16 protein-coding genes and 7 tRNA genes are annotated in these 20,218 nt (G+C 44.3%); 10 read left to right on the forward strand and 13 right to left on the reverse strand.

The window, feature by feature from the left end; genetic code table 11:
* Window positions 1–12 precede the first annotated feature (12 nt).
* The 12 genes from ACMXYW_RS04955 to ACMXYW_RS05010 all read right to left on the reverse strand — a co-directional run bounded on the left by ACMXYW_RS04955 (window position 13) and on the right by ACMXYW_RS05010 (window position 13,864).
* Window positions 13–1,383 carry a glycosyltransferase gene (locus ACMXYW_RS04955; protein ID WP_415905436.1) on the reverse strand — a complete coding sequence of 457 codons (1,371 nt, stop codon included), beginning with the start codon at window positions 1,381–1,383 and terminating at the stop codon, window positions 13–15.
* A 214-nt stretch (window positions 1,384–1,597) separates the two neighbouring features.
* Complete coding sequence (locus ACMXYW_RS04960; RefSeq protein ID WP_415905437.1) at window positions 1,598–2,920, reverse strand: Na+/H+ antiporter family protein; 1,323 nt, start codon at window positions 2,918–2,920, stop codon at window positions 1,598–1,600.
* 263 nt (window positions 2,921–3,183) lie between these two features.
* The gene (locus ACMXYW_RS04965; protein ID WP_415905438.1) at window positions 3,184–3,921 is read right to left on the reverse strand and encodes a MipA/OmpV family protein; all 738 of its coding nucleotides are present in this window, start codon (window positions 3,919–3,921) and stop codon (window positions 3,184–3,186) included.
* A 235-nt stretch (window positions 3,922–4,156) separates the two neighbouring features.
* Window positions 4,157–5,542, reverse strand: coding sequence for a TRAP transporter large permease (locus ACMXYW_RS04970; protein WP_415905439.1), 1,386 nt, complete (start codon window positions 5,540–5,542; stop codon window positions 4,157–4,159).
* A complete protein-coding gene (locus tag ACMXYW_RS04975) occupies window positions 5,542–6,075 on the reverse strand; it encodes a TRAP transporter small permease subunit (RefSeq protein ID WP_415892106.1) in 534 nt (177 codons plus the stop codon). Before ACMXYW_RS04975 ends, ACMXYW_RS04970 begins: the two co-directional genes overlap by 1 nt.
* Window positions 6,076–6,188: 113 nt before the next feature.
* The gene (locus ACMXYW_RS04980; protein WP_415900483.1) at window positions 6,189–7,259 is read right to left on the reverse strand and encodes a TRAP transporter substrate-binding protein; all 1,071 of its coding nucleotides are present in this window, start codon (window positions 7,257–7,259) and stop codon (window positions 6,189–6,191) included.
* Window positions 7,260–7,334: 75 nt separating this feature from the next.
* Complete coding sequence (gene eno, locus ACMXYW_RS04985; protein ID WP_415905440.1) at window positions 7,335–8,621, reverse strand: phosphopyruvate hydratase; 1,287 nt, start codon at window positions 8,619–8,621, stop codon at window positions 7,335–7,337.
* On the reverse strand, window positions 8,608–8,751 hold the full coding sequence (locus ACMXYW_RS04990; protein WP_415905441.1) for a hypothetical protein: 144 nt from the start codon (window positions 8,749–8,751) through the stop codon (window positions 8,608–8,610). The genes eno and ACMXYW_RS04990 overlap by 14 nt, the downstream gene beginning before the upstream one ends.
* A 23-nt stretch (window positions 8,752–8,774) precedes the next feature.
* Window positions 8,775–10,220 carry a pyruvate kinase gene (gene pyk / locus ACMXYW_RS04995; protein ID WP_415905442.1) on the reverse strand — a complete coding sequence of 482 codons (1,446 nt, stop codon included), beginning with the start codon at window positions 10,218–10,220 and terminating at the stop codon, window positions 8,775–8,777.
* 236 nt (window positions 10,221–10,456) lie between these two features.
* Window positions 10,457–11,599, reverse strand: a complete 1,143-nt coding sequence (locus ACMXYW_RS05000) for a glycerate kinase (protein ID WP_415905443.1) — start codon at window positions 11,597–11,599, stop codon at window positions 10,457–10,459.
* A gap of 164 nt (window positions 11,600–11,763) precedes the next feature.
* Window positions 11,764–12,927: a sugar diacid recognition domain-containing protein gene (locus tag ACMXYW_RS05005; RefSeq protein WP_415905444.1), complete on the reverse strand. Its 1,164-nt coding sequence runs from the start codon at window positions 12,925–12,927 to the stop codon at window positions 11,764–11,766.
* Window positions 12,928–13,123: 196 nt separating this feature from the next.
* Window positions 13,124–13,864: a hypothetical protein gene (locus ACMXYW_RS05010; protein ID WP_415905445.1), complete on the reverse strand. Its 741-nt coding sequence runs from the start codon at window positions 13,862–13,864 to the stop codon at window positions 13,124–13,126.
* A 208-nt stretch (window positions 13,865–14,072) separates the two neighbouring features.
* Between ACMXYW_RS05010 and ACMXYW_RS05015 the strand changes: the two genes are divergently transcribed.
* The 10 genes from ACMXYW_RS05015 (at window position 14,073) to ACMXYW_RS05060 (ending at window position 19,732) form a co-directional block, all read left to right on the forward strand.
* Window positions 14,073–14,148 (forward strand) — tRNA-Glu (locus ACMXYW_RS05015).
* A gap of 33 nt (window positions 14,149–14,181) precedes the next feature.
* Window positions 14,182–14,256 (forward strand) — tRNA-Gly (locus tag ACMXYW_RS05020).
* Between the two features lie 400 nt (window positions 14,257–14,656).
* Window positions 14,657–14,732 (forward strand) — tRNA-Glu (locus ACMXYW_RS05025).
* Window positions 14,733–14,765: 33 nt separating this feature from the next.
* Window positions 14,766–14,840, forward strand: a tRNA-Gly gene (locus ACMXYW_RS05030).
* Between the two features lie 26 nt (window positions 14,841–14,866).
* Window positions 14,867–14,942: transfer RNA gene (locus tag ACMXYW_RS05035), tRNA-Glu, on the forward strand.
* Window positions 14,943–14,975: 33 nt separating this feature from the next.
* Window positions 14,976–15,050: transfer RNA gene (locus ACMXYW_RS05040), tRNA-Gly, on the forward strand.
* 26 nt (window positions 15,051–15,076) lie between these two features.
* Window positions 15,077–15,152 (forward strand) — tRNA-Glu (locus ACMXYW_RS05045).
* A 149-nt stretch (window positions 15,153–15,301) separates the two neighbouring features.
* On the forward strand, window positions 15,302–15,712 hold the full coding sequence (locus ACMXYW_RS05050; protein ID WP_415900488.1) for a hypothetical protein: 411 nt from the start codon (window positions 15,302–15,304) through the stop codon (window positions 15,710–15,712).
* The gene (locus tag ACMXYW_RS05055) at window positions 15,687–16,883 is read left to right on the forward strand and encodes a hypothetical protein (protein WP_415905446.1); all 1,197 of its coding nucleotides are present in this window, start codon (window positions 15,687–15,689) and stop codon (window positions 16,881–16,883) included. Before ACMXYW_RS05050 ends, ACMXYW_RS05055 begins: the two co-directional genes overlap by 26 nt.
* Window positions 16,884–16,888: 5 nt before the next feature.
* Window positions 16,889–19,732 carry an EAL domain-containing protein gene (locus ACMXYW_RS05060; RefSeq protein ID WP_415905447.1) on the forward strand — a complete coding sequence of 948 codons (2,844 nt, stop codon included), beginning with the start codon at window positions 16,889–16,891 and terminating at the stop codon, window positions 19,730–19,732.
* Window positions 19,733–19,757: 25 nt separating this feature from the next.
* Here ACMXYW_RS05060 and ACMXYW_RS05065 read toward each other — a convergent pair whose 3' ends face one another.
* On the reverse strand, window positions 19,758–20,153 hold the full coding sequence (locus tag ACMXYW_RS05065; RefSeq protein WP_415900491.1) for a PA2817 family protein: 396 nt from the start codon (window positions 20,151–20,153) through the stop codon (window positions 19,758–19,760).
* Window positions 20,154–20,218 lie beyond the last annotated feature (65 nt).

Here is a 20,218-nt window from a genome sequence, read left to right on the forward strand (position 1 = left end):
AGAGTGTTTCCGTTATAGCATCGGTTTCTCAGACTCTGTAGGTGATGGGTTCGCTAATCCAGTTCTATTCCATGATTGCCATTGAAGGCCTTCTTTGCGTTTTAGTCGCTTTAAGCTTCTGAGGAGTGCTTGGAACTCTACTGCATCGACGACATACCAGATTAGCCAAGCGATGGGAGCGTAATATAGCATCCGCATATGGAAACGTGGCTGGGAATCATACGAAGTCTGGAAACTTACAAGCGCCGAGATTAGTAATATACAAAGACTCAGGGTGATATAGTCACCGGTATAAACAATGTAGGTGAAAAATAGTGTTAGCAAGGGAAGCTCTAGTAGTAATAGAAACTCTGCGTAAAGCGCAGTTGGCAAAAGTAACCAGGACAGATAATAGTTATTGGTTTTCGAACTATTAAAAAACAGTTCACGATGTTTGATAAAGGTTTGAAAACGCCCGTACTTCCAGCGCAAACGCTGATTGCAGAGGCTCTTTAGATCCGAAGGGCCCTCCGTATAAATGATGGCGTCAGGTGCGTAACGGCAGTGATAACCCATGCCTAGTATACGGGTAGATATTTCAATGTCTTCAGTAATGACATTATGATCAAATCCACCTGCCTCAATAAGTACGGATCGGCGATACGCTGCAGCGGCTCCGCCAATAATGTAAACTGCATTGAAAACAGAATCAGCTCTTTTCATAAAGAAGCCGCAGAGATATTCGAGTTGTTGGATAATCCCGAGCCCTGCATGGCCATTACCGATGGCTACGTTGCCAGCAACAGCAGCTACCTTATCAGATGAAAATTTCTTCACCATGTTCCGAATAGCCTTGGGGTGCATTAGGCTGTCAGCGTCGATAGTGAGTACGATCTCTCCATTCGCATACTGTAGTGCATGATTAAGCGCTTTGGCTTTGCCCCCGTTCTCTAGTGCAAAGTAGCGTAGTTTTATTGGATTGTTGGGGTTGTACTGTGCAATAAATTCACTAAGGAACTGGTCGGTTTTATCAGTTGATCCATCATTGATGACGATCACTTCATAGTTGTTATAGTCGGCAGCTAACGTAGATCGTAGGGTGTTTAAAATACCAACCTCTTCATTCCATGCTGGAATTAATACACTCACAGAGGGTTCTTGGCCTAAAACGGGTTTGTCTCGAAAGAAATCAATGACTCCTGAGAGGGGGGCTGCGATCAGCTGGATCAAGAATTTTATGATAATTGGAATAAGTACAAGCGTTAATACTAAGCGGTAGTTAGCTAAAAACTCAGTTTCATGGCTGGTCTGTGTATAGGCAAGGCATAGAATAAAGCCGGTTATGCTGTACGCGATGACTGTATTGATAATCGATCGAGAGGAAATTCGGCCTTTCTGCAACATGCTAATATCTCGAACCCTGAAGGGTGTGTTAAAGATTTGGCGCGGATTATGCGCCTAGTTGCTCGGCTAATAAAGCAATTTTCATAGATCCTTAGTCTTAGTTCTTAAGAGTTGTTTTCTAATCTTTGCTAAAGAGTAAATATAGATTGAAGCGGTGGTCTCGGTGGCAGGGTGCAGGCCTTGCTTTAAGCTAAGGCCTGCTTGTTCTGTGCTTTTATAACGTTACAGCTGCAAACCAACCAAAGGCAAGTAGAGGTAAGTTATAGTGTAAGAATGTCGGTACAACCGTATCCCAGATATGATTGTGTTGCCCATCGACGTTTAAGCCTGATGTTGGACCTAGGGTCGAGTCAGACGCAGGGGAGCCTGCATCACCTAAAGCTGCTGCTGTGCCGACTAGAGCAACGATAGCTAAAGGGCTAAAGCCTAACTGAACAGCTAATGGTACGTAGATAGCTGCAATAATTGGGATTGTTGAGAACGATGAGCCTATACCCATAGTAATTAGCAAACCCACCAATAACATCAAGAAGGCGGCTATCGGTTTATTTTGACCAATAACGTCCACTGAGCTTGTCACTAGCGCAGCGATATCACCAGTTTCTTTAAGCACCTCAGCAAAACCTGATGCGGCAATCATGATAAAGCCAATGGTTGCCATCATTTTCATACCATCGGTCAATACACCGTCAGATTCTTTCCAACGGATCACACCAGTAACGGTAAATAGGATAAAGCCAAGCATAGCCCCGATGATCATGGAGTTGGTAACTAGCTGTGTTACGAAGGCTACACCGATTGCTAAGAGAGCAACGACAATGCTCTTAGAATTAAAGTCATTAACGTTGTTTTCGACAGCTTTAATCTTTGACTGATCATATCGACGTTTCCCGCGATAACTGACGAAAACTGCGATCAATAGTCCGCACAACATCCCTGCAGCAGGTATGCTCATCGCTTGAATAACTGAGATACCCGTTGTGTCCAGTCCGCCTTGACCAATATGTTTCAGTAGAATTTCGTTAAGGAATATTCCCCCAAACCCTACCGGCAGAAGCATATAAGGGGTTACTAGACCAAAGGTCAGTACGCAGGCAATTAAACGTCGATCCAATTTCAGTTTGCTCATTGCTAGAAGCAAAGGCGGTATTAATAGTGGGATGAATGCAATGTGGATTGGGATTAAGTTTTGTGACGAAATGGCTACCGCTAAGATGATTAGGAGTAGTAGCGTTTTGATCTTGTTGACGCGTGCTGGCGTAGGATCTTGGCCAATCACTGTTATTGCTTTATTCGCTAACAAGTGGGGCAGGCCTGATTGTGCAATTGCGACTGCAAAGCCACCAAGCAATGCATAGCTTAAGGCAACGCTTGCACCGCCGCCAATCCCAGCATTAAAAGCATTGATTGTAGCATCTAGACTCAATCCACCTGATAAGCCGCCGACAAGCGCACCAATCAAAAGGGCAATAACCACATGGGTTCTAAAAAGGCTCAGTACCAACATGGTTAGCACTGCAATAATCACTGCGTTCATAGTTAAGCCTAGGGCTCCACATTTTAAAAAAAAGGGCGCACCATGAGGGAAGGGCGTAGGGGAGTCAATATGTGAAATGCAAAACAGGTTTAGCAGCTAAAATTGCTTCTTTCTCGCGCTTTTAGCCTAGATTCTTTACGAAATTCAGGGCGAAATACTACAGATAAAAGGGATTGGTAATGGGTAGTTGAAATATAGAGTTGGGGTCACGGCAATATAACAGTGGCCCGTTATTTATCTGCCGTAACCTCTAACTAGATCGACTAGAAACGGAAAGTATAAGCTGCTTTTACTTCAGGGCTGTTGCTGCGATCAACAATAGGGCTATCCTCGATCTCGCTGCCCCAACCTTTAACGCCTATACCCATCTGGATGGTTTGTTGTTTATCCACAATATAAAAAGCATCAACCCCCGTGCGGTAGGTCGTACTGCTACCTGCTTTGTACACAGCTCGCTGTGCGGTTGCTTCGTTCAATTTTACGCCGTAGTAGTAATTGTTCAGATCGTCACTACGCCAGTTTAGTTCTAAAGAGGGTTTTACCATCCATTTGGCATTAAGCTGATAAGGTTTGGCCCAGCCAACAGATAGTTCATGCCCTTCGTGGGTATCAGAGATATCTGTCACAAAAGAGGCTGACAATATGCCGTAGTGTGTATCGAACGTTGCACTGACACCTGCTTCAAGTGCACCATCGCGTTCTTCCATGCCGTGGAGCATATAGGAATCATCTGCTTCATAACCTTCGAAACGGTATTGACCCAATAGATTGACTTGAAATTTACTATTACCGTAAAGGGTGTATTGGGCTTTGTTTCCAACTAACAAAAAGTTACCTTTCTGTGCGTATAAGCTAGGGAATACAGTGGTTTCAGTGCTTACACCTTTATATGCACTTTCATAACTTGTAACGCCGGCTCCGATACCAAAGATCCATTCCTCATCCGCTGCTGCGTTAAAGCTTAATAAAATACCTGTGACTATCGCTATTTGTGATTTCAATTTTCCTATCTCCTATATAAGGATATTCCTGAGTCAGTTTTCAGTTACTCGGTCAAGGAGAAGGGGAGTTCCTTGAAAAGAGTTAACCTGTGCTAACTTGAGGTTAAGGATGACAGTCTTGGGCTAACTCCAAAATTAGGGATTACAGATAGGCGAGTATGTGTTTATCTATATTGCGAAAACAAAAAACTCCTCTTAAAGAGGAGTTTTATAGGTATCAGCTATCTAAATCTTATTAGCCGTAAGCGAAGGCCGGTAGCCAAGTGACCAACTGAGGCCAGAAAACGAGCATCACCAGTGCAGTCAATTGCAGGAGGATGAAAGGAATCACACCACGGTAAATTTGAGTTAGTTTTACCTCTGGTGGGCACACGCCTTTTAGATAGAACAGAGCAAACCCTACCGGTGGGGTGAGGAATGATGTTTGTAAGGCCATCGCAACGAGCATGACGAACCAAACCAACTCTGGGTTATCCACTACGCCATAGCCGTTGATATCTAAACCAAGTGCTGAAATTACTGGTGCTAATAGAGGCAGAATAATCAGCGTGATTTCTATCCAATCTAGGAAGAAGCCCAGCAGGAATATAATCAGCAGAATAAACGCGACTATGCCGTAATCCCCAAATGGTAAGCCGGTTAGGAAGCTTTCGATCAGTTCATCACCGCCTAACTCTCTTAATACCAGAGCGAAACAGGTAGCACCGATAAAGATGGCAAAGATATAAGCAGTAGTGTTGTAAGTGCCGTGTAAAACTTCCTTTAATACCTTGAAGTTATATTTGCGATTGTATATTGCAAGCAGCGTAGCGCCGAAGGCACCTACACCTGAGGCCTCTGTCGGCGTTGCTATACCAGCGAATATGGAACCCAAAACAACAAAGATAAGTAGTACTGTTGGGGTGATCGCTTTTAATACCTTGATTACTGTATTCATAGTTACAGGCTGGACGTCCTTAGGAACTGGAGCCGCTTCAGGTTTAATAAAGCCGGTGATCAGGATATAGGCGATATATAAACCGCCCAAAATAAGACCTGGGAATACCGCACCCATAAACAGATCGCCTACAGACAAACCTAATTGGTCGGCCATAATCACCAGCATAATACTTGGCGGTATTAAAATGCCTAAAGTACCGGCACTGGCGATTGTCCCTAACGCAAGCGGTAGTGAGTAGCCCTGTTTTTGCATAGAAGGTAGTGACATCATAGCGAGTAGAACTACTGATGCGCCTATAATGCCAGTGGAGGCCGCTAGGATAATACCGATTACTGTTACAGTGATAGCCAAGCCGCCGCGGACTTTGCCGAACAGTTCTTGAAGGGATTCCATTAACTGCTCCGCTACACCGGATTTGTCTAGCATATTGCCCATAAAAATGAACATCGGCAGGGCGACCAGAATCCAGTTATCCATGATCTTAAACAGGCGGTTAACCACAAGCCCTAAGGTGGTGAAATCTAATCCAGTTAAAGTGCCTAAGTAGATATCAGATAGGTAGCCTACTAGGGCAAAAATAACGCCAATACCACCCAGCACGTAGGCAACGGGGATACCGGTAAAAAGTAGTGCGATGAATGATAGGAACATCGCAATGACAAGAATCTCATTGATTTCCATCAGTGCTTACCTCGTAACAAAAAGCAGATATCTCGAATAAAGCGCGACACACAAGCTAGGAATAAAAGGCCAAAACTGGCAGGTATGACTGCTTTAATGAGCCAGCGGTATGGAAGCCCTGAAGGAGCGTCGGAATGCTCATTGATGACCCATGCGGAATGAACAAATTCGAGACTGTGGAAAAATACGACGGCAATAAAAGGGAAGACCAGAAATAACATGCCAAAAATTTCGACCCATGCCTTGGTACGTAACCGGAATTTTCCGTAGAGAAGATCAACGCGGATATGGGCGTTATTGACTTGCGCATAAGCTAAACCAAACATAACGCCGACAGCGTATAGATGCCATTGCAGCTCTTCTAAAGCGATTAAACCACTAGCAAAACCTTTACGCAGAACTACCTGGGTGATGATCACCAGTACTAATACGACATATACCGATGCGATAAGCATCCCAGTCCTGCGTATGAACAGATCGATTGCATCAGCAAATGCAACCTGCTCTTGATGAGAGGAAGACAGATTATTCACGGGACCCACCCTTGGAAATTCTGAAAAGAAAAGAGGTGTTCAGAACGGTCGAATAACCGTTCTGAACGGGTATGACATAGACCTGACTCGGTGTGAATCAGGCTATTTGATGCTTAGTCTTGAGGCTTAGTACGTGGAAGGTAAGCCAAAGACTCCCATAAATCGTAACCACCGCGGAACTGACTCATGTCATCCCATACTTTTTTGAAGAAAGCGTTTTCACTTTGCTCTGCTACTACTTCATCCCAAGAGGATTTGAAGGCTGTTAACATAGTGTCGTTCCAGTAACGTAGTTCAACGCCTTTTTCTGCGGACTGCGCTAATACTTCAAACTGACTTGCTTCACCCTCTGCTAGAGACTCAGTGATAGAGGCTTTACAGGTTGTTTCAATAATTTCTTGTTGCGTCGGAGAAAGCTTATTCCAAGTGTCTTTGTTGATTAGCAGCTCATGCAGGGTCGCTTGCTGGTGCCAGCCTGGGAAGTAGTTATATTTTACGATCTTATGAAAACCTAGGCGTTGATCGATTTGTGGTAGGGAAAACTCAGTGGCATCAATCGCGCCCTTTTCTAGTGCGCCAAAAATTTCACCACCAGGTAGCTGTACCGTACCTACGCCCATTTTTTCCATGACTTTAGCGCCAAGGCCAAAGAAACGCATATTGATGCCTTTAAGGTCTTCCGGCTTTTCGATCGGTTTAGAGAACCAGCCAGAGGTTTCTGGTGGATTAATCGCGCAAGGGATATTGTGTACGTTATAGCCATGAGAGTCGTACATTTCTTGCCATAACTTACGGCCATTGCCATAGTACAACCAAGCTAGGTATTCACCCGCTTCGGGACCGAACGGTACTGCTGAAAACAATGCGGATGCTGGGATCTTACCTTGCCAATATCCAGCCGTTGCATAGCCTGAATTAATCTTACCTGTAGATACTGCGTCAAGGATTTCTGGTGGAGCAACAAGTTTACCTGGCTCATACACCTTCATTTTGATATTGCCACCACTAATCTTATTCAGGCGTTCTGCTACTTCAACAATAGGAGAGCCTAATGCTGGCAGGTTGGTCGCAAAAGCAATAGGTGTTTTCAACAATACTCTGCCTTCTGCTAATACTGTGGAAGACATTGATACAGTAGCTGCAACAATCGCTGTACTCAGAATGGTTTTTCTCATGGTTTTCATAAGTAACTCCAGTTTCTATTTTTATAGTAGTAATGCGGATATCGACTTATTCGCATGGGGTTCTTGAGGTAATGCTTAGTTAAAAATTGATGCTCCGGGATAAGGAGCTTCGCCGGTTAATTCGGCTTCAATTCGAAGAAGGCGGTTGTATTTCGCGACACGATCAGAGCGACACAAAGATCCGGTTTTTATCTGGCCCGCAGCAGTGCCAACGGCTAAATCTGCAATGGTGGTGTCTTCGGTTTCACCTGAACGGTGAGAAATTACGACGCTATAACCCGCTGCTTTGGCCAAGCGAATAGCATCCAGTGTTTCAGAAAGAGTGCCGATCTGGTTAAATTTGATCAGTATTGAGTTAGCAACCTTCTGTTCTATTCCCTGTTGTAGAATTTTGCTGTTGGTTACAAACAGATCATCGCCGACCAATTGGACTTTATCGCCTAGCTTTTGCGTAAGTTCTGACCAGCCCTGCCAGTCGGATTCGTCCATGCCATCTTCGATCGAGCGAATTGGGTATTTAGCAGTCAGTTCAGCTAGATAGTTGCTGAATTCACTGGCACTAAACTGCTTGTTTTCACCACTTAGTTGATAGAGGTTATCTTGGTAAAATTCGGAAGCAGCGCAATCTAACGCCAGACTAATATCAGTACCTAGTTGATACCCGGCCTGTTCAACTGCTTGCTTAATAACGATTAATGCCTGCTCATTGCTGCCTAAATCTGGAGCAAAGCCGCCTTCATCACCTACCGCAGTTTTTAAGCCTTGCTGTTGTAGTACTGTTTTCAAACTATGGAAAACCTCTGTTCCACAGCGCAACGCTTCAGAAAAACTAATGAAATTCAGTGGCTGTACCATAAATTCCTGAATATCCACATTATTGTCGGCGTGTTCACCGCCGTTAAGGATATTCATCATTGGTACTGGCATTAGGTATTCGCCGGGTGTGCCATTAATTTCTGCAATGTAGGCATACAGAGGTATTTGCTTTTCGATAGCAGCCGCTTTAGCGACAGCTAAAGATACCGCTAAGGTTGCATTGGCACCCAGGTTAGCTTTGTTTTCGGTACCGTCGAGTTCGATCAAGCATTGGTCTAGCTGTTGTTGGTCTAAACAATCCATGCCTTGTAGAGCTTGGTTGATGGATCCGTTTGCATTGGCAACCGCTTTTAAAACGCCTTTTCCTTGATAGCGTTTTTTATCGCCGTCCCGTAGCTCTAAAGCTTCTCGGGAACCAGTAGACGCACCTGAAGGGGCGCAAGCGGTAGCGGAAACGCCTGAGTCTAGAATGACATCCGCTTCAACCGTTGGATTGCCACGTGAGTCTAGGACTTCGCGACCGATGATCTGTTTAATCTTGCTCATGACTTGTACCTTCGGTTTCATTCACAGTGGGATGCGGAATCTCTAGCAATTCTTGCTGCTCGGACACTTCTATTCGAAAGTCAAAATCTCTCGGCCAAGCAGCGGGTTCGTAGGTATTAGTTGGTTCCATGACATCTCCTCCTGTTATGTTTCTTATTTGATATCACTGCCTACACGAACAATTTTTAGCGTGTTGGTACCACCGTGAACATTGAGGTAATCCCCTTTGCTGATCATGACGAAATCATCTTCAGTGACGATTTTTGCGTCGATTAAACTGTTTACAGCAGACTGGTTAATCTGTTCGTGAGAGATGGAAGAGGCATCGAAAAATAGAGGCACGACACCACGAAATATGGCTGCTCGATGCAAGGCTTCTTGATTAGGGCTTAAGGCAAAAATAGGTAAGCCTGAACGGATGCGAGACATCAGTAGCGGAGTGGCACCGGTCTCGGTCATCGCAATAATCGCTTTAACCCCAGATAGGTGGTTGGCGGCATACATTGCGGCCAGACCGATAGTTTCATCAATATTTGAGAATGATTGATGCATTCGGTGACCAGAGGTTCTTGTTTGCGGTTGAGTTTCCGCGCCCTCTATCACGCGTACCATGGCTTCAACAGTTTCGACCGGATAATCACCAGCAGCCGTTTCAGCTGATAGCATGACAGCATCGGTGCCATCCAGAACCGCGTTGGCGACATCAAAAACTTCGGCACGGGTTGGCATCGGATTCGTGATCATCGATTCCATCATCTGGGTTGCCGTTATAACTACACGGTTCAATTGTCGTGCCCGTTGGATGATCTGTTTTTGCACGCCGATGAGTTCGGCATCACCAATTTCGACCCCTAAGTCACCGCGCGCGACCATAACGCCATCAGAGGCTTCGATAATTTGGTCCAGTACTTCTGGATTGCTGACAGTTTCAGCGCGTTCAATCTTTGCTATTAAACCTGCGTTACTGCCTGTCGGAGTGAGCAGGGCGCGTGCTTCCTGCATATCGGCGGCATCGCGAGGGAACGAAACGGCTAGGTAATCCACACCGATCTCCGCGGCAGCTAAAATATCTGCTTTATCCTTATCTGTTAGCGCGGCGGCAGATAGCCCACCACCTTGTCGGTTAATGCCTTTGTTATTAGATAGGTAACCACCTAGGACAACCGTGCAGTGGATTTTTGGCGCGGAGATCCTTTCAACACGCATTGTCAGGCGACCATCATCCAGCAGCAAAAGGTCTCCTGCTTGGCAGTCATCCACTAAGCCTTTGTAATCAAGCCCGACTTGATCTTGGTTGCCAGCGTCTGTATCCAACTCTGCATTAAGGGTAAAAGCCTGACCTGCTTTGAGTAGGACTTTGCCATCTACAAAGCGGGATATGCGGATTTTTGGACCTTGAAGGTCGCCTAATATTGCAACGTAGCGGTTAGCCGATTTGGCTGCTTCACGTACACGTTGTGCACGAATTTTATGGTCAGTCACAGTTCCGTGGGAGAAATTCAGGCGGACAACATCGACACCTGATTGAATCAGCTGACTGATTACCGCAGGGGAATCAGAGGCTGGGCCAAGAGTGGCAACGATTTTTGTTCTTCTCATGATCTGTGTTCCTGTAGCCTTTTAGGTATGAGCACATTATGGAAGCTCTACAAATCTATCGCCTCGGCAGGAATACAAAATTAGCGCACTATTTAGGGGCGGTTTTTGTGCATATGTACAAAAGTTTTTGGAGATAGATTTCAGAAACACAAAAAAACCGGTCTAAAAAGACCGGCTGAGCACAGAACTAAGCTGTAAGAGATCAGGAGCAATCGTCCCCTGAGGATGTGAACTTGCTAGGTTCTTCTTAGGCCTAACGCCCAGAGTGTTGCGAGGTTTCTTGCACAGTTTTGAAGATTTAGTTCGGCTTCTTCTAGGGCGTTTTGTAACGAGACGATACCTGGCACGATACTAAAAATGGCATCTATACCGCATGCTTGAAGTGGCGCTTGCTTTGGCGAAACTGAACCCGCTAAAGCGATAACAGGACAGTTGTATGCTTTGGCGCGTTTCGCTACGCCTACAGGTGTTTTGCCGCGTAGGCTTTGACCATCAATACTGCCTTCACCGGTAATCACCAGATCTGCTGTTTTAAGGTGTTGATCGAAATTGACTGCATTCAAAACGATCTCAATTCCACTTTGTAGTTCGGTCTTAAATAAAGCGCAAAGAGCAGCACCAATGCCTCCCGCGGCCCCTGTTCCTGGAATATCGCGTACATCGACTCCGCTTGCTCGGGTTAGAAACTGTGCAAAATGTTCTAGATTTTGATCAAGTCGTGAAACCTGAGTTTGGCTGGCACCTTTTTGCGGACCAAAGATGCTTGAAGCCCCATCTGGGCCCAAAAGTGGGTTATCCACATCACAGGCTACCTTGAAAGTAACATGCTGAAGGCGCTGATCTAATTGACTTATATCCAGGTCAGCCAGTTTATGTAGTGAGCCTCCACCTGGAGCAAGAGGGTGGCCTGCTGAATCCAGCAGTTTTGCACCTAAAGCACGTAATAAACCTGCGCCGCCATCATTGGTTGCGCTTCCACCTAAGCCAAAAATGATGTTAGTAGCGCCTTGATCTAATGCTGCACGAATGAGTTCCCCGGTGCCGTAACTTGAGGTAATCATCGGATTACGTTGATCTATAGGGATCAAGTCTAAACCTGAAGCTGCAGCCGTTTCGATCACTGCTGTTTTGCCATCACCCAACACGCCCCAAGTGGCGAGGACTGTTTGGCCAAGTGGATCTTGTACTTGGGTTTGGTAAAAAGTGCCTTGGGTAGAAGTGATAAGCGCGGATGTTGTCCCTTCACCGCCATCAGCAACGGGGAGCTGGATAAATTCAGCTTCAGGGATAACATCGCTAAAGCCTTGTTGTATAGCTTGAGCTACTTGCTGTGCGGTAAGGCTCTCTTTAAAAGAGTCGGGAGCAATAACTATTTTCATAATAATCCTTAAGCAATGCAGGGTGACAGCCAAGAGCTACAACCAGTAATGATTTGAGGATTATTATCCGAAGTTGTGCATGCGACGGCTTCGTACAAAACAACAAATTACCAAAGCTTAGCGGTTTTGTTTTTGTCTGATTGCACAATTGCAGGTGATTTTAGTTATTCTGGCTTTTTATCCCATTCACTTAATCGGGTAGCGATATATAACCGGAAGAGGTCCTGAAGGTTTTTAAGATCGATATCTAAAATTTCATTAACCTTCTCAAGTCGATAGCGAAGAGTGTTTCGATGCACATGCAGACTCTCAGCTGTGAGTGCAAAGTCGGTGTTATTAGCAAAATAGACTTGCAGGGTTTTTTGTAAGCTGCCGTTACTATCTTTTTTAACTAGTTTTTCATAGTCTGCCAATAATTGTGGACCACTCCAGCTTTCTAATGAATCTTTAAGAACTAGATCTAACAACATCTCTCTGGCAGAGAATAGTTGTTGTTTAGGGTGACTTAGCTTGCCGACCTCAAGGGTTTTGAGAGCACTTTGATAGGATTCAGCTAGACCTTCTATACCTTCAAAATACTGGCCCAGACTGATGTGAAAGTTAATATCAGTTTGCTTAGCGAGCTGCAGGCGATATTTTTCTTGATGCTCTTGGCTTTTTTGATAATCCCAATGCTCATTTCGTAAGAGTATTTTTTGCAAAATAACAATTTGAGTTGGGCTGGATATAGCCAGTAATGTGTCCGGATCGCGTTTTTCTAGTAAACGCAAAATCCCTTGCATGGTTGAGAGGGAGATATCTTTTTGTGTTTCGGCAGATCTAAGATCTACGATCATGGCGACGCGAGGGATGTTTAGATCTATTTTCATTCGTTCAACACGATCATTGAACAATGTATCGTTCTGCCATCCGCCCTCAATCAAGCGCACGATGACGCTTTCTTGAAGACGTCGATCCCAGCGCACTTGTGCAGCGAGCATCGCTTGTTCCAAAACAAGTTCTGCAGTCATTACGACTAGATCGGCGTATTTCCGCACTTCGTTGGGATTACCGGTAATCCCAACAACACCGATAATCTGTCCATCGTTGGTGATGGGTATATTGATACCGCCTTGCACGCCGGTTAAAGATTCAGCTTGGTCGCAATCAAAATCGATCTCCGCTTTAGCATTTAAAACCTGTAGGGCGCCTTCGTGGAGTTGATCGATACGATCAGGATCACCAGAACCAACGATGATTGCTTGGTGGTTCATCACATTGACGTTATGACCGATGATTTTCATCGAGCGATCTACGATTTTTTGGGCAATTTGGTGATCAATATACATAGTTTTCTGTAACAGCTTTTTGGGCAGCTTAATACAGAGCGAGTGAATACGCCAAGAATGGTAACTAAGTATCAGACAGAGTTTCGATTTTATCGGTAGCTAAATTAAGTATGTTTGATCGGGTATTTAGTAAGGCTTTGACACTTCATGATCTGAAGGGAAGGCCCACGTTTATGTAGGCCTTAGAAGGGAGGAGCTAGAAATTAAATTTCTTACCTGAATCTTTTTCTTGCTCTTTGGCGATGCGTTTCTCTTCGTTTGCTTGATCGATCCGTTCGGCCAGCTGGGTTAAGTGTGTGCGGATTTCATAGAGCTGGCGATCCAACTCTTGATTGCGGTTTAAATTCTGAAGTTTGCTAAAACAGCTACGGTAGTGATGAACAACTACTTCAGGTCCTTGTCGTTCTTCAGTTTCTATTGCACTCATGAGGTCAATATCAACCTCAATTCTGCCGTAGATTCGTTTAGCTTCAAGGGTGAGTTGATCAGCAGTATTACCATTGAGTTCACCCTTATTTTTAATTTCACTAATAAACTGAGCAAATTCTTTAATTACCCCAAGCGCTCTAGCTGCTTCATTGGGGTTAGCGAAAAGAGTCATGGATCCAGAAGGGTGGCTGACAGGATCTTGAGCTGTTCCTACCATTGCTTGAAAAGCGGCTTGCTGTTGTCGGTTGGACTCTGAACCATCAAGTTCGACCACAGCGTTCCAGCGGACTTCTAGATATTTAACCAATAAAGCACGAATTTCGCTGGTAAGAAGAATAGGGGGGAAGGCTTCAAAAAGGTGAGAAGCACGGCGTATGGCTGTTTTTAGTGTAATAAGTCTAAGGTTTCGCTCTCTTTTCTTGTTTTCAATATCTTGAACGGCAAATCCAATTCCTGCCATAACGGCGACACCGAGAAGAATTAAAAGTCCAATATAGGTCGGGCTCATAAATGTAGGTCCTGACTGCCAGTGAAAAGCGATTTCTCAAAAGTCTTAATAGTTAGGAGATTGTATAACGCTCTATCTATATAAGTAAGTTTACACTATCAAAAAATGTGTCTGATTTTATAGATAAAAAAATCAAAAAAGTGCTTGTAATCGGGAAAGGGTATATATACTATATGCACCGCTTTCAGAGCTTATCTGGAACTACAGCGTCCCATTCGTCTAGTGGTCTAGGACACCGCCCTTTCACGGCGGTAACAGGGGTTCGAACCCCCTATGGGACGCCATTTTCTTTCTAGCTTCTTAGTTAAAAAGAATATGCGGGAATAGCTCAGTGGTAGAGCACAACCTTGCCAAGGTTGGGGTCGCGAGTTCGAACCTCGTTTCCCGCTCCAAAATGCAGCCAGCTTATTGCTGGTTTTTTTATGCCTGAAATTCCCCTTCTCTTGATTGTTTATTCCCTCTGTTAAGTTTTCTGTTTAGCTGTTTAGCTGTTTAGCTGTTTAGCTGTTTAGGCTTTCAATTAAATTGTTCTTGTTGTTTGCTTTATTGTTTTGGACGCGAATTGAACAGTTGTAGTTATATTTGGATTTTCTAATGCAGTGGCTCTATCAATAACACCTTTCTAACCAATAGGTTAGGGCTGTTTTTGTACGATTTTTGAGCGTTGTTTTAATTATTTTTTCAATAATAAAAAAACTGCAATTTTTTCTTAAAATTAGGGTTGACCCACCAGAATCAGTTCTTTAATATACGCGCCTCCTCACAAGGGAACGCCCTTTGAGGAACAGCAGCGTCCCATTCGTCTAGTGGTCTAGGACACCGCCCTTTCACGGCGGTAACAGGGGTTCGAACCCCCTATGGGACGCCATTTTCTTTCTGATTTTTTAATCAAAAAGAATAAGCGGGAATAGCTCAGTGGTAGAGCACAACCTTGCCAAGGTTGGGGTCGCGAGTTCGAACCTCGTTTCCCGCTCCAACTCTTCGGAGTTTACAATTTGTTGCGTCCCATTCGTCTAGTGGTCTAGGACACCGCCCTTTCACGGCGGTAACAGGGGTTCGAACCCCCTATGGGACGCCATTTCTCTTGATGATTTTCAATCAGAGAGATTATGCGGGAATAGCTCAGTGGTAGAGCACAACCTTGCCAAGGTTGGGGTCGCGAGTTCGAACCTCGTTTCCCGCTCCAACTCTTCGGAGTTTACAATTTGTTGCGTCCCATTCGTCTAGTGGTCTAGGACACCGCCCTTTCACGGCGGTAACAGGGGTTCGAACCCCCTATGGGACGCCATTCCTCCTTTATGCTTATTTTTTCCTCAGTTACTGGGCAGTGAGTGTGTGTTTAGTCTAAACTAAGCGAATATTCGGCCAAACAAGGTACTTATGCCGTTTGGGTATAATGCTAGGCTGTTTCACATAGGATGTGGTTGGCTTCATTGTATGATCAGAATTCTGGTTTTATTACTGCTGTTGTTGCTGCCTAAGACAGCTTTGTCGGAGGTGATAGTCAATTCAGAGGTATCTCTGGAAAGTCTGTCTAAGCAATATTTGCTTTCAATCTTCTCAATGCGTACACGAACTTGGCCTGATGGTATGCCTGTGCGTGTATTTATTCTTCCGCCTTACCAAGATAAACATCAGCTTTTTGTTAAGCAGTCTTTGGGTATATTCCCTTATCAGCTTTCGAATATTTGGGATCGATCCGTTTTTTCTGGTGCAGGGCAGTCACCGATTACGGTTAATTCCGAAGCTGAAATGCTTCAACGAGTGTCCCAAACCAAAGGGGCAATAGGCTATGTGATGACATCGATCCAAGGAGGGCTGAATGTTAAAGTCATTACAATTAAATAGGTTGCTGTTGATTATAATGGCCTCTTTATCTTTATCAGTGCAAGGAGCACCTGATATAGAATTCAATGGGTTTATCACCCAAGGGTATACCCATACCAGTGACAATAGCTTTTATGGGAATAGTGAGTCAGGAAGCTGGGATTTTCGTGAAATTGCTGGAAATGCGTCTTGGCGTTTAAGCGATCGCTTGTTACTAACAGGGCAGTTAATGTCTCGTAGAGCAGGTGACGTCGATAACGGAGATCTAACGGTCGATTATGGCTTGCTCGATTACCGAATCTATGAAGGTGAACGAGGTTCTTTTGGAATAGGTGTCGGTCGAATTAAAAACCCATTTGGTTTTTACAATAAAACCCGAGATGTTGCCTTTACTCGTCCATCTGCCGTTTTGCCGCAATCTTTGTATTTTGATAAAGCGCGAAACTTAGAATTGTCTTCGGATGGTTTTAGATTATACGGTCGCTACCTGTTTGATCATGGCACTTTAGAGTCTGAACTCGTTATGGGTGAGCCGCGCAAAGATCTAAACGTGGAATATGCTTACCTGAATAATGACTGGGATGGTTCCTTTAGTGACAGTACAGGGCATTTATGGCGAACCGAATACAGCTTAAGTGACTATAGCTTTGTTGTTGCAGCGACCATTGGTGGCTTTAAATTAGATTTTGACGGTCCGGATATGCCAGATCTGCTCTCGGGAGCTCCAGGGGATGGCCGTGTCGAGATTGATGTAACTGCATTATCTATGCAGTACAACTGGCAAAAATGGAGTCTGACAGGTGAATATTTCCAACAGGAGATCACTTGGGGGAGCTTGGGCGGTGCTTATGCATTAATTCCAGAAAATACGACGGAGTCCTTTTATCTGCAGCTTGATCACCGTTTAAGTTCGGATGTAACGCTATTTTTACGTCGTGACATGCTTTATTTAGATAAAGATGACCGTGATGGTAAAAGAACAGCTGCACTACTAGGGAAACCAGCACATACTCAATTTGCCTTTGATTGGACATTAGGTGTGGGTTGGAAGCCAAGTAAACATTGGTTATTGCGCGCTGAGTGGCATCATGTCGAAGGTACTGGTTGGTTAGCGGCTCAAGAAAACCCGGATGATCGGGAGAAGGTTGAGGATTGGGATATGCTTACTCTACAGGCGACCTATAGGTTTTAATCTCTATGTCGATTGAGAGCTCAACTGAAAGGTCTTTTTTAAGTCTGCGCTGGAAGGTTTTTCTTAACCTTGTTTTGGTGCTGGCTGTCTTGCACTTAGCGTATAGCTATTACTCATATGTGCAACTGACCAAAAAGACCACTCAAGAACAGTTTGAGGCGTCAGAGCGCGATCTTTTTGTATTGGAGGGCTTGGTCTCTTCGTCTTATGATCGTCTCCTAGAGATGGGACAGATGATCCCTATCGTTGTCGATTCTAGCGGTGCTTCTGCTGGTGCCTATATTGAATCTATTGAGCGCTATTTCCCTGGACTATTGATGAATGGGGCTATGGATGCTGTTTATCTATATGATCAATATGGCCAAGCACTCCATAAGCAGGGAATTACGGTTAAGTTGCCTTTCTCTGTGATCTCTCAAGTTTTGTCTAAAGAAACACCATACAATTACTTTTATTGTGTCAAAGAATGTTTGCGCTACGTCGCTATGCCTGTGCGTCTCGAAAATGACAATGTGGGCGTTATGGTGGTTGGGCGAGAAATGCGTGATGTCATCCTGGATTTTAAAAAACAAAGCGGCAGGGATATTGGTTTGGCTGTGCAGCCAAAAAACCAAGTAAAAGCGGCTCGTTTATGGAAGTTGGACCTCAAATATCTTACTGAAAAGTCTGACAATGTAATTTTGCTCAATAAGTTGGTAAGTGAAAAGAGTATTCCGCCAAAGGGTGGTGTATTTGAAGTTGAACATGGTGAGAAAAGGTATCAGATCATTCTTCAACCGCCTCTTGGTGCTGAGCCGGGTGCTGCATACTGGATCTTAATTGACGATCATACTCAAAATTATCAAGAAGCTCAGGCAGAGCTTTTTCAGCAGTTATTGGTCTCTGGCCTAGGTTTATTCTTGGCGGCATTATTTCAGTTGGCAATGATTCGTTCGCCGCTGAATATGATTACCGAGATATCCGTACTCTTACCTTTATTGGCTGGCAGTGCATTTGCTGAAATGAGGCAGCGCCTTGGTGCTATGCAGCGTAAAGCTATCTATGAAGATGAATTAGACCTTTTAAAAGATAGTACATTGGAATTGGCCAATCAGTTGGAGCGGCTTGAGACATCATTACTCGAAAGGGCGCAAAACCTTACTGAGCGCTCAGTTCAGTTGGAGGCAGAAAGGGATTTTGTTACTAGTCTGCTTGATACAGCCGAAACGATAATTCTAACTTTGGATAATAGTGGCAATATCGTCACCCTAAATAGATTTGGGCAGGAAGTGCTTGGGCTTTCAGCATCAGAAGCGAGACTGATGCATTTTCTAGATCTAAATCATGACCCGAAACAACATGATCAGCATCAGTTGTTGTTGGATAGTTTGATCACCCGTAAAGAATCTAAAGTTCAAATTGAATCTTCAATCAGGTCGAATACTGGTCAGATGCTGCAAATATCTTGGTTGCACTCTGTTCTGAATATTCCAGGTGCTGATGCGCAGATACTCTCTATAGGTTTGGATTTCACAGAACGTCTCCATGCTGAAAAGCGTCTTATTTGGATGGCAAACCACGATCCATTGACGGCGCTCCCTAATCGTTTGTACTTCAACGAAAAAGTAGAACACGCTATTCGGCATTGTGAAGCTGATGACACTATAGTTGCTGTGCTTTTCTGCGATTTAGATTCTTTTAAAGATGTTAATGATTCGCTGGGTCATCCTGTTGGGGACGAGTTGTTACAGCAAACCGCTGAACGTATTCAAACAGTGATCGCTAATGATGGTATTTTGGCGCGCCTCGGTGGTGATGAATTTACTATTCTGCTGGAAGGGCGAAATTCTGTTCGTGAAGTCGAACTGGTTGCTCAACACATTCTTAGAGCGTTTCGACAGTCTTTCTTTATCGATGGTTATGAAATTTTTAGTACGGTCAGTATTGGTATTTCACTTTTCCCTGAGCATGGGCGGGATGTGATTAGTCTGATTCAGCATGCTGATGTGGCAATGTTTGATGCTAAAGAAAGCGGTAAAAATCAATTACGTTTTTACCATGATGAGCAGGGCAGTCAGCGTTATGAGCGTTTCTCGTTGGTGAATGATCTTCGCCGTGCGCTTGAGAAGGAAGAGTTTAGAATATTCTATCAACCGCAAATTGATGCGCGTGATGGCAGTGTAATGGGGGTTGAAGCCCTGTTGCGTTGGCAGCATGAAGAGGCGGGTATGATCTCTCCAGCTAAATTTATCCCGCTTGCTGAAGAGCAGGGGCTTATCGTCCCTATTGGTGAGTGGGTATTAGGAGAAGCGTGTCGAAATGGTAAAGAGTGGCACGATCAAGGAATGGATATCCGTATCGGTGTGAATATTGCCGGTCAGCAAATAATGCATGAGAGCCTACTTCCTTCGGTAAGGCGCGTTATGCGTGAAACACAAATCTCACCTGACCTGCTGGATTTAGAAGTAACCGAGAACTTCTTGCTTAGACAGCCAGAGATTACTATCCCTAAACTACATAAATTCCGTGAGATGGGGCTTTCTCTGTCTATGGATGATTTTGGTACAGGCTTTTCATCCCTAAGTTATCTGAAGAAACTACCGCTGAATACCTTAAAGATAGATCAAAGCTTTGTGCGTGATATTGGCTCTGACCCTGAAGGCGAAGCCATTGTTAAGGCGATTATTGTATTGGCCCAAAGTTTGGGTTTGGAGGCTTTGGCTGAAGGTGTTGAGACCAGTGAGCAATTATCTTATTTGCGACAACATGGTTGTCATCTAATCCAGGGTTACTATTTTAGTCGGCCTTTGCCTGCTGAAGAGCTGCCTGATTTTGTTATGAATCAGGCAGTTGAGATCTCATTCGAATAGGCATTACATGGCTGATTGAAACTAATTAGTTTTGGCCAAATAAACCCGCACGCTTATTGATGTAATCAAACTCTTGATCATTTTCTTCGGCTTCAAAGCGCATTTCATCAAGCTGTTGGAATTTCTGGATCTCATCATCCGTCATATTGTGAAGATTATTACCGCCAAAGAACCAAAGAAGGTCACGAGCAATAAGGTGCGCTAGCTCTGGATAACGACGGAAAGCTTTATCGATGAAATCAGCACCTTGCTCGTAAACGCCGGTTTCTTGCGATTCGAAATTCTCAATCAGCTGCTGAAATTCCTCGATAAAATCCAAATCATCTTGAGTTGGTGTTTCTGATTTAAATGGATCTCGATTAATAAAGTTATTGTAAGCAATTTTTAAGAAATTCAGGTGATGAATTTGGTAAGATGTCATTTTGCTCTCCAGATAATGGACAGGGTTATTTTATAAGCTCAGGCTCATTGCAGCCAGCCTTACAC

This window comes from Neptuniibacter sp. QD48_55 (assembly GCF_047778115.1).
Classification (GTDB): domain Bacteria; phylum Pseudomonadota; class Gammaproteobacteria; order Pseudomonadales; family Balneatricaceae; genus Neptuniibacter.